The organism is Ohtaekwangia sp., assembly GCF_036568665.1.
Taxonomy (GTDB): Bacteria; Bacteroidota; Bacteroidia; order Cytophagales; family Cyclobacteriaceae; genus Ohtaekwangia.
In genome coordinates, this window is record NZ_DATCSD010000110.1 from 1 (window position 1) to 10,157 (window position 10,157).

Consider the following 10,157-nt stretch of genomic DNA (forward strand, 5'->3'; position numbering starts at 1 on the left):
CAACCTCATTGGTTTATCTACCGGGCTTGCCTGTGTTCTGCTGATATACCTTTGGGTGAATGACGAGGTGAGTGTCGACAAGTTTAATGAGAAAGACGATCGTCTTTATCGCGCGATGGAACATCGTGTTCGCGCCAATGGTATATGGACGTCACGAACAACGTCAGGGCCACTGGCAGAATCACTGATGGCCGATATGCCTGAAGTAGAATACGCCACACCGGTAACGCAGGGGCAATCATCGCTGCTCACAATCGGAGAGAAGAACATCACCGCTGATGGCCGATGTGCGGGGAAAGATTTTTTCAAAATGTTTTCGTATCCACTGCTGGAAGGCACACCGGAAAATGTACTGGCAGATAAAAATTCTGTTGTGATAAGCGATATACTCGCCCGAAAACTGTTCGGTACAACGGAGGGGCTGGTGGGCAAGATGATCGAATTTCAACACGAAACTTCCTATCAGGTTTCGGGAGTGTTCAAGGGTATGCCGGTAAATGCCACCGAGCAATTTGAATATGTATTGTCATTCGAGAAATTCCAGGAGACTAGAGATTGGCTGAAGTCATGGGGAAACACCGGTACACTTACCTGGGTGCTGTTGAAACCAGGTATAGATGTAAATGCCTTCAATGCCAAGATTGCTGATTATGTAAAAGTAAAATCAGAAAACCAGATCACACACCGTACTCTTTTCCTAAAACGATATTCGGAAAGTTACCTGTACGATAAATATGAGAATGGCGTGTTGGTTGGCGGAAGAATCACGTATGTAAAAATGTTCTCCATTATAGCCGTGTTTATACTGGTAATCGCCTGTATTAATTTCATGAACCTCTCAACAGCCAAAGCATCGCGAAGAATAAAAGAAGTAGGGATCAAGAAAGCCATCGGTGCAGGGCGAAGAGCGCTGATCATTCAATATCTTGGTGAATCTATACTCATGAGCTTCTTGTCGCTGCTGGTGGCTATATTATTGGTAGATATATTTCTGCCGCAGTTCAATATTATTACAGGCAAGAACCTCTCTCTTCCATTGAACAGCATAATGATTGTACTGGCAGCAGGCATAACACTGCTCACCGGTTTGCTGGCGGGAAGTTACCCAGCGCTATATCTCTCCGGGTTTAATCCGGCTGCCGTGTTAAAAGGAAAATTCAATATAGCATTAGGTGAAGCCTGGGCACGCAGAGGCCTCGTAGTATTTCAATTCACACTGTCAATCATATTCATTGTTTCGGTAATAGTGATCTATAAACAGATTGAATTTGTACAGTCAGCCAAACTGGGATATGAAAAAGATAACCTGCTATATTTTTCATTGGAAGGTCAGTTGACAGATCCCGTCAAACAGGATGCGTTGATATCAGAGATAAAAGATATACCCGGAGTGGTAAATGCGTCCAGTTCAAGTCATACACTTATCGGGCACAACAGTGGCACCTATGGAGTAAAGTGGGAGGGTAAAGATCCGGAAGATAAGACAGAGTTTGAAAACGTGACGGTAAATTATGATATGATTGAAACGATGGGTGTAGCGCTGAAAGAAGGTCGTACATACTCGCGCCAGTTTGGCGCGGACTCGGCCACGATTATCTTCAATGAGAAAGCTATAGAGTTTATGGGCATGAAAGACCCCATCGGAAAGAATGTAACACTGTGGGGAAAAGACATGCAAATTATAGGCGTGGTAAAAAACTTTCATTACGAATCGTTGCACGAAGATGTAAAACCGGTATTCTTTCGTCTCGATCCTAACGATACATATTTATTAATGGTAAGACTGGAAACCGGTAAAGAGCCTGATGCGATGGCCAGTATAGAGAAGTTGTACAAAAAGTTCAACCCTGGTTTCCCATTGGATTATACTTTTGTTGATGCCGAGTATCAGCAGCAATATGTAGGTGAACAACGCGTAGCAAAACTCTCCCGCTATTTTGCAGGACTTGCTATACTTATTTCGTGTCTCGGATTATTTGGCCTTGCATCGTTTACCGCAGAACGAAGAAAAAAAGAAATGGGTATACGCAAGATACTCGGCTCAAGCGAGATCAATATAGTATATCTTATCTCAGGCGATTTTACGCGCATTGTATTCGTGTCAATTATTGTTGCTTTGCCACTCAGTTTTCTGGCTATGCGATATTGGTTAAGTGATTTTGTGTACAAGATTTCATTGGAGTGGTGGTTCTTTGCAGGTGCAGGTATATTAGCATTGCTTATTTCGTGGCTTACAGTAGGCACACAGGCTATACGGGCAGCGAAAGTGAATCCTACACAATGTTTAAAGGAAGAATAACATATAGTGAAAGAAGATATATATGCTGAAGCATTATTTACAGGTGGTATATCGCAGCTTTGCCCGCTATAAGAGCACATTCCTGATAAATCTCGCAGGATTATCAGCAGCAATGGCGTGCACCATGCTGATCTTCCTTTGGATACAGGATGAATTGCAGATTGACAAATTTCACCAGCATCAAGGGCGGCTCTTTCAGGTAATGACCAATGATATAGTGGCCGATAAACTGGTAACGACCGATGGTGCAGATGCGATGTTGGGAGATACCTGGAAGATTGAATTGCCGGAAGTGAAATATACTGCTGTTATTACACCGCCTTCATGGTTCAGTAAATTTACACTATCTACCAACGACCATGACGTTCGCGCAGCAGGTTACTTTGCCAGTAAAGATTACTTTAAGGTATTTTCTTTTCCGTTGATGAAAGGAAATAAAGATCATGTACTGGCAGACAAGAATTCTATTGTTATTTCAGAGTCACTGGCTGAGAAACTTTTCCGGACAACAGATTGTGTGGGCAAAACGATTACCTGGAAATGGTTTGATATGCAACGCGAATGTGTTGTTACCGGAGTTTGTAATGATATAACGGCACAATCTACCTATCAATTTGATTTTCTTTTGTCGTTCGATGCGTGGAAGGAAATTATTCACACTCCGGATGTATTAACGCCTGCAGGGCCGTTTCCCACTTTTGTTGTTCTGAACGATCATGTAGATATAGGGCAGTTCAATGCACACATTGCCGGATATATAAAACAAAAATTCCCGAAAGCCACTGCCACGTTGTTTTTACGTCCGTTTGAAGACGGCTATTTACATAACGTATATGAGAATGGAAAACCTTCGAGCGGTAGAATGGTATATGTAAAATTGTTTGCCGCCATCGCTATATGTATACTGTTGATAGCGTGTGTCAATTATATGAATCTCTTTACAGCAAAAGCTTCGCGCAGAGTAAAAGAAGTTGGTATAAAGAAAGCGATAGGGGCTTCGCGCAAAACACTGGTTACACAATATATAGCGGAGGCTCTTGCAACAAGTTTTCTTTCGCTGTTTATCGCAGTGCTGATCGTGGATCTTTTGCTGCAACCGTTTAACGCAATCACTGGTAAACATTTGATATTGCAAGTCAATTTTGTGGTTATACTCTCATTTGCGGGTATAGCGCTTCTTACAGGATTGATTGCCGGAAGTTACCCGGCCCTATATCTATCCGGATTCAAACCTGCCCATATACTGAAAGGAAATATACATAGCGCCTGGGCCGAACAGTGGGCTCGTAAGGGATTGGTGGTTTTTCAGTTTGTGGTGTCAATCATATTTATGGTGGCAGTAGGCGTGGTATACAAACAAATGAAATTTGTGCAGGAAAAGAACCTGGGCTATAACAAAGACAACGTCATCTATTTTGATATGGAAGGAAATGTAGCCGTGAATATAGATGACTTCCTTTCGGGCTTAAACAATTTAACAGGCGTGGCCCACGCTTCCAGTGCACAGTATACCATCGTTACGTCTCCCTTCGAAGCGCCCGGAGTGCGATGGGACGGTAAAAATGCTGACGACCGAATACGTTTTGCACCGATGGCAGTAAACTATGGATTGATGGAAACACTGGGTATGCAGATGCAGGAGGGACGATCTTTTTCACGCGATTTTCCTGCCGATACAACTGCCGTAATTTTCAACGAGGCGGCTATACGCGCAATGGATTTGACTGACCCTATTGGGAAAAAAGTAAATATATGGGGTGTCGATCGCACAGTAGTAGGTGTAGTAAAAGATTTTCATTTTCAATCACTGCACGAACAGGTGAAGCCGTTCTTCTTCAGGCTCTCTCCGAAAGAGACAATTGTGGTAATGGTCAGTCTCGCCAATACAGATCGGGAGAAAACGATAAGTCGTATTAAAGAATATTATACAAAGTATAATCCGGGTTTTGCATTCGACTATCATTTTCTGGATAGTGATTATGATGCACAATATATAGGGGAACAACGGGTCTCTGTATTATCGCGGTATTTTGCTGTACTGGCACTGATCATATCATGTCTCGGCCTGTTGGGGCTGGCGGCCTTCACAGCAGAGCGAAGACGAAAAGAGATCAGCATTCGAAAAATACTGGGCTCCAGCGAGGTCAATATTATTTACCTGGTGTCTGGTGATTTTACCAAAACAGTTTTTATAGCAATTGTTATTGCACTGCCGGTTAGCTTTTTCATTATGCAATACTGGCTTAGTAATTTTGCCTACCGCATAGAACTGCGGTGGTGGTTCTTTGCGAGCGCAGGTATAACAGCGCTGCTCATTGCATGGCTTACCGTTGGACTGCAGGCTATACGGGCAGCGAGAGTAAATCCTACAAAGTGTCTGAAAGATGAATAGACTAAATGGAGAAGAGGTTATCAGAAAAAATAACCTCTTCCACCAATGGCATTATGCTATTTGATTCAAAGCCTTGAACGCGTTTACAGGCGATGAAAGGTACAGCTGGTATATTTGAGCTGTTGCACCTACGTGAATTTCTGTTTCGTTCTTCTCGATACCAGCGAATAAAGTTTCAGCCACTTGCTTCGGAGGAATTCCGTTCTGCGCACCATTCAGATCTTTCGCCATATCTGTATCTACCAATGGAGGCATCAGTTCAAATACTTTAACAGATGTATTCGCCAATGATTGTCTCAGTACACGAGTATAAGCATGTACGGCCGCCTTGCTGGCTGAGTAAGTAGGAAGCAGCATACCTGGTGCGAATACAACAATAGATGATACGTTTACGATAGCAGCTTCCGGTTGTTTTTTCAGTATAGGAAGTAAACTGTCTGTAAGGCGAACCAGCGACAAATAGTTAATAGAAATTTCTTCATGTGCTTTGTCGTATGCATTAGCTTCATCTTCCAGTTTGAAGATGTTGGCAAAGCCCGCGTTGTTGATCAACACACTCAGATCGCTGAAATCTTTTTGAATTTTACTTTTCAGGTTAGCAACGTCTTTTTCCGAGGTGATATCGCAAGGTATAGCAGTAACATTTTTCAATTGACCAGCAGCTTTTGTAAGCTTCGCTTCATTTCTTCCAATGATAATTACTTTGTTACCATCAGCGCTTAATATTTTGGCAGTCTCAAATCCTATCCCGGAGCCACCGCCCGAGATCAATACAGTTTTGTTTTGAATTTTCATATAAATATTTGTTGATAAAAGTGTTTTCAGTTAAGTGCTTAAAATAGACTTTTTGGTCTATTTTAAGCTATGCAATATTTCTTCGTTTATCACTCATGTACGTGTTAAACCATGAAAAAGACTAAAAAGTCTTTTTTTAATTAAAAAAATTATGTCAGGTATTCTTCGAGTTCTTTTTTAAGACTTTTGATCAGCGTAAGCATAGGTTTGTTGCTGTTCACCACCCGGCAAATAACGATAGTGCCTTCAATAGACGAATATAGTTTAATAGCAAACTCATCGGCATTCAGCGATTCTTTATACTCTCCGCTTTTGATGCCCATCTTCAAAATAGACGAAAACAATTTGTGCGATGCTTCAAACGCGACTTTTACTTTTTCGCGGATCTTCGGATTGTTGTCATCCGATTCTACCGCCAGATTAAAGATAGGACATCCACCATTGACTGGTGTCTCAAAAGGATTTTTACTGAACTCCAGGTATGCCAGTATCTTTCCGTGAGCAGTATCTGCTTTGCTAATAACAGCACCAACACTGGAGGAAATTTTCTCCAGCAAGTAATCGGCTACGTCACTCGATAGAGCTGCTTTATCTTCAAAATGATTATACAGGCATCCTTTTGCAACGCTGGCTGCTTTCAAAACATCATCCACAGAAGTGCCGGCAATCCCCTTTTCATTAAAAATAGGAGCGGCCCGCTCTATAATGTACTGTTTTGTTTTTTCTGCCTTGCTGGTCATATTGATTATGTACGGGAGCAAATATAGACCAAAAAGTCTATTTTGTTCAAAAGCCTGTAAAAAAAAAGAAATTTTAAAAAAAATATCAGGCACTGTTGAAAATGACCAATCGGTCATTTATGTTTGTGTCGTCAATGGAACAATCATGACCAAGGCAGAACGTACACGGGAATTTATTATCGCGCAATCGGCCCCTCTTTTCAACACGAAAGGAATTGCCGGAACATCCATGAGTGATATACTCGAAGTAACAAACCTCGCCAAGGGAAGTTTATATGTGCACTTTGAAAACAAGGAAGATCTTTCGCACGCTGTAGTAGACTATCACCTGGCAAAACTTGGTGAGGCTGTAAGCACTGAGATGAACAAAGAGGCTACAGCGAAAGGAAAATTATTCGCCTATATCGATACACTTGCCGACACACTGAATCCTCCGTTGGAAGGTGGTTGCCCTATGTTGAATTTCGGCATGGAAGCTGACGACACCGATGAAGTTATTCGCAAGAAACTAAACGATGCTATTGAGCGGGCGCAACAGGATTTGGCGGGCATTATCCGGAAAGGTATAGCAGCAGGTGAATTTCAAGGTGACTGGGATGCAAAAGAATTTGCTACAAAAATGTTTGCCCTGGTAGAAGGTGGTATCATGATGTCGCGCATAGCCGGTAATAATAAAGCCATGAAGGTGATTGCACGCTCTTTGAAAAAGGAAATTGAAGAAAATGAAACGTAATTTTTTTTAAATATAAAATGACCGATCGGTCATTTATTTCGTTAGACAACTTATATCCATTTAAAACTTTGAATACATGAAAACACAGAAAGTATGGTTTATCACAGGAGCCTCTCGTGGCTTCGGCTTTGATATAGCAAAGGCAGCCCTGCACGCAGGTGATAAAGTGGTAGCAACCGTAAGGAAAAATCCCGAACAATTGACAACATCACTGGGCAATGCGAAAGATTTGCTGGTAGTAGTACTCGATGTAACAAACCGGCAACAAATAAAAGAAGGTGTACAGAAAGCAATCGCGCAGTTTGGCAGGATCGATGTACTGGTAAACAACGCTGGTTACGGATTACTCGGAGCATTTGAAGAAGCTTCTGACGAGGAGATCAAAAAGCAATATGATACTAACGTGATCGGACTGATCGATGTAACGCGTGCTGTGTTGCCTTCTATGCGTGAGAATAAAGCAGGACACATTATCAACATTTCTTCATTGTTCGGATACAAGGCTAGTGTTCCCGGTTTCGGTATATATAGCTCTACGAAATTTGCTGTAGAAGGAATATCAGAAGGACTTGCAGTAGAAGTAAATCCATTCGGTATACAGGTAACAGCGCTGGCTCCGGGTCTTTTCAGTACAGATTTTCTGGCGGGCGATTCGTATGTTCAATCTAAAAATATACTCGAAGCATACGCACCTACGGTAGGAAAGATACGGGAAGCAGCCGGTCAGATACATGGCAACCAGCCAGGCGATCCTTCAAAACTGGCGCAGGTGGTAATTCAACTGGCCTATAGTGAAAATCCTCCTTTACATTTACCGGTAGGTAAAGATTCAGTAGCAGCATTCAGGGAGAAAGTAGTAGCTACCGAAGCAGAAGTAAAAGCGTGGGAAGCCGTTTCGAGCAGCACCGATAAACAAGCAGAGCCTGCCTAGTATATGCGTACTGCTGTTGAACTTTTGCACGCGTACCTGAAGAATGTACAGGATGTGCGTGTAGCCTCAGAGTTGTTTGCGGCCGATGGTGCACTGGAGTTACCCTATCTGAAAACACTGGGATATACCTGGCGTGCAGAAGGCCCGGAAGAGATCCGGAAATTCTTAGAAAATGTATTGTCGCTCTTTGATGATTTCCGCTTTCACAGCACGAAGATCTTTATCGATTTGCCTGATCAGGCGTTCGGTGAATACGAAGTAACAACTACTGCGAGAGGAACCGGTAAACCTTTTCACCAACTCTATATGGGCCGCATTGTGGTAGAGAATGATAAAATAAAATTATTGCGCGAAGCACTGGATACTGTTGCGTCACAACAAGCGCTCTCCTGATGATTGACACGGCAAAACAAAAAATAGTGGTACTGGCAGAACTTACAGTGCAACCTTCTTTATTGGAAGAAGCGATTGCTATAACACTTGCCAATCAAGGGCCATCGCTGAAAGAACCGGGATGTGAGGTATTCACGATTACATCGAAAAAGGATGATCCCTACACATTGGTGTTCTTCGAAGTGTGGAGTTCGCAGAAAGCATTGGATGAACATATGCAAACGTCTTATGCAAAAGAGTTTTTTGAAAAGATACCCGCTGTTTTAGAGAAACCCCCGATGTTGCAGTTCTTATCGCTGATAGCTTGATGGCAGGTATATATTTAGTAGCGTATATAGTATTATAAGACAATGATGATTTAACAGGATAATGGGTATTCTGTGGTTTAGTTAGTTTGAAGAGGCGTACGCGGTGGTGTATGCCTTTTCTTTTTTTGTGAAAACTAAACTCACCCATTATTATATTTTAGATGTTGCATATAAATGATCACACTTTTGTTTCTTTGCTGCAACTAAATTAAACCGATATGATAAAGTACGTTACGTGTCTTGCTATGATCAATTTTGTATGCTGTCAAGCATGTTTTTCACAGGAGAAGGACTTTAAGTTAACAGCCACGATCAGTAATCCCGTTCGGGATACACAGGTCGGATGGTTTGATATTGATAGCGAATCTTTTGATGATTACAATGTAACAAACCGTTCGTATGCGGTAGGCCTTATCGGCACCTATCCGCTGAGTGATCATGATGGATTTAGACTTCGCTTGAATTATACTCATATAGAAATAGAAGAGTATCACAATACTGTATTTCAAAACATCAGTACCAAGACTTCGGCCACAGGGAGACAAGATAAATTGACTATTGCGCCAGGCTATGTATATATGTTGGGCTATAAGAAATTGAATTTTAATGTCGGCTTTGAGGTGCCATTTACGCTGCATGGGAAATATACACTGGATATTTACGATGAACAGCGAGACGTTACATCCGGTGATCCCGGAACATCCGGCAGAACGTTGCGTACCATTCCTAAAGGTTATGCGATTGGTGTAGCTGCCATTTCAGGTTTTGACTTCAGACTTGCAAAACGATTTTCAATAGGTGCCGAGTTTTCTCCAACATTGCAATATGCAAGACTTGGCGGATCAACGACTACTGATAATAATGGACAGCCTGGTGTTGGAACTGAGGACAAGCTTCGAGGTATAACATTTGTTGAGTATCGTTTCTCTCTTTGTTTGTCTGTTCACATTTAGTGCCAGGATGTGGCTACGTCACCTCTATCGCTATTTGAACTTCGTTTTCTTCTAACGGAATTAATATAGTTTCCAGTCCGGGAAGAAATTAATCGTTCTTCTTTGCGGCCTGATGGAAACCGAGAGTTCTTTTTTAGAAATTGTTAGTTGCGTTTGCTAGAAACTGATTCCACGTTTCATGGTCAAAACAGATTGTATCAGTATGAAATGAAGAGAGGTGTATAGATATACACCCTCTTTTTTTTTCAACTATAGCAGACGGGAATGGAGTTCTATAAAAATACCGGTACCCGGCAACGCCTCTAAGAGCCCATCTATGAAGACATTTGCCGAGACCGGAAGTATGAAGAGGAGCAGTACGTGTGTGTTATTCAGAATCGTGATTTTTTCTGGATGGCATATTTTAGTCCGAATTGCGGAACTACCCTGGTATCATCATTTTCCTGAAGAAATTTTTGTCCGCCAACAGCCAACTCGAGCCATAAGCCGTCATCAATTTTCATTTCGCCACCAATGGTATAACGTATATACTCTCGTTTTTCTGTAGTCTCTCCGTTAATGGTAGCCTGGCTATACAGAAATTCTGCGGAGAATCTTTTATCAGCTTTACCCA

General features: G+C 42.0%; 10 protein-coding genes. 7 read left to right on the plus strand and 3 right to left on the minus strand.

Translation table 11 applies throughout. The annotated features are described in order from the left end of the window. Both VIN08_RS05700 and VIN08_RS05705 read left to right on the plus strand, forming a co-directional pair. Positions 1 to 2,299 (plus strand): ABC transporter permease (locus tag VIN08_RS05700; RefSeq protein ID WP_331961540.1); only part of this gene is annotated, 2,299 nt, incomplete at its 5' end. 22 nt (positions 2,300 to 2,321) lie between these two features. Next, positions 2,322 to 4,691: an ABC transporter permease gene (locus tag VIN08_RS05705; protein ID WP_331961542.1), complete on the plus strand. Its 2,370-nt coding sequence runs from the start codon at positions 2,322 to 2,324 to the stop codon at positions 4,689 to 4,691. 51 nt (positions 4,692 to 4,742) lie between these two features. Here VIN08_RS05705 and VIN08_RS05710 read toward each other — a convergent pair whose 3' ends face one another. After that, positions 4,743 to 5,486, minus strand: coding sequence for an SDR family oxidoreductase (locus tag VIN08_RS05710; protein ID WP_331961544.1), 744 nt, complete (start codon positions 5,484 to 5,486; stop codon positions 4,743 to 4,745). A gap of 149 nt (positions 5,487 to 5,635) precedes the next feature. Continuing rightward, a complete protein-coding gene (locus VIN08_RS05715) occupies positions 5,636 to 6,226 on the minus strand; it encodes a TetR/AcrR family transcriptional regulator (RefSeq protein ID WP_331961547.1) in 591 nt (196 codons plus the stop codon). A gap of 145 nt (positions 6,227 to 6,371) precedes the next feature. Between VIN08_RS05715 and VIN08_RS05720 the strand changes: the two genes are divergently transcribed. The 5 genes from VIN08_RS05720 (at position 6,372) to VIN08_RS05740 (ending at position 9,544) form a co-directional block, all read left to right on the plus strand. Next, entirely contained in the window at positions 6,372 to 6,959 is a 588-nt protein-coding gene (locus VIN08_RS05720) for a TetR/AcrR family transcriptional regulator (RefSeq protein WP_331961550.1), read from the plus strand. Between the two features lie 76 nt (positions 6,960 to 7,035). Then, complete coding sequence (locus tag VIN08_RS05725; RefSeq protein ID WP_331961553.1) at positions 7,036 to 7,890, plus strand: oxidoreductase; 855 nt, start codon at positions 7,036 to 7,038, stop codon at positions 7,888 to 7,890. A 3-nt stretch (positions 7,891 to 7,893) separates the two neighbouring features. Beyond that, complete coding sequence (locus tag VIN08_RS05730; RefSeq protein ID WP_331961555.1) at positions 7,894 to 8,283, plus strand: nuclear transport factor 2 family protein; 390 nt, start codon at positions 7,894 to 7,896, stop codon at positions 8,281 to 8,283. Next, complete coding sequence (locus VIN08_RS05735) at positions 8,283 to 8,591, plus strand: putative quinol monooxygenase (RefSeq protein WP_331961557.1); 309 nt, start codon at positions 8,283 to 8,285, stop codon at positions 8,589 to 8,591. The genes VIN08_RS05730 and VIN08_RS05735 overlap by 1 nt, the downstream gene beginning before the upstream one ends. Positions 8,592 to 8,809: 218 nt before the next feature. Beyond that, a complete protein-coding gene (locus VIN08_RS05740; protein WP_331961560.1) occupies positions 8,810 to 9,544 on the plus strand; it encodes a hypothetical protein in 735 nt (244 codons plus the stop codon). A gap of 371 nt (positions 9,545 to 9,915) precedes the next feature. Here the strand turns inward: VIN08_RS05740 and VIN08_RS05745 are convergent. Further along, on the minus strand, positions 9,916 to 10,157 hold a 242-nt coding region (locus VIN08_RS05745; RefSeq protein WP_331961563.1), incomplete at its 5' end, for a hypothetical protein.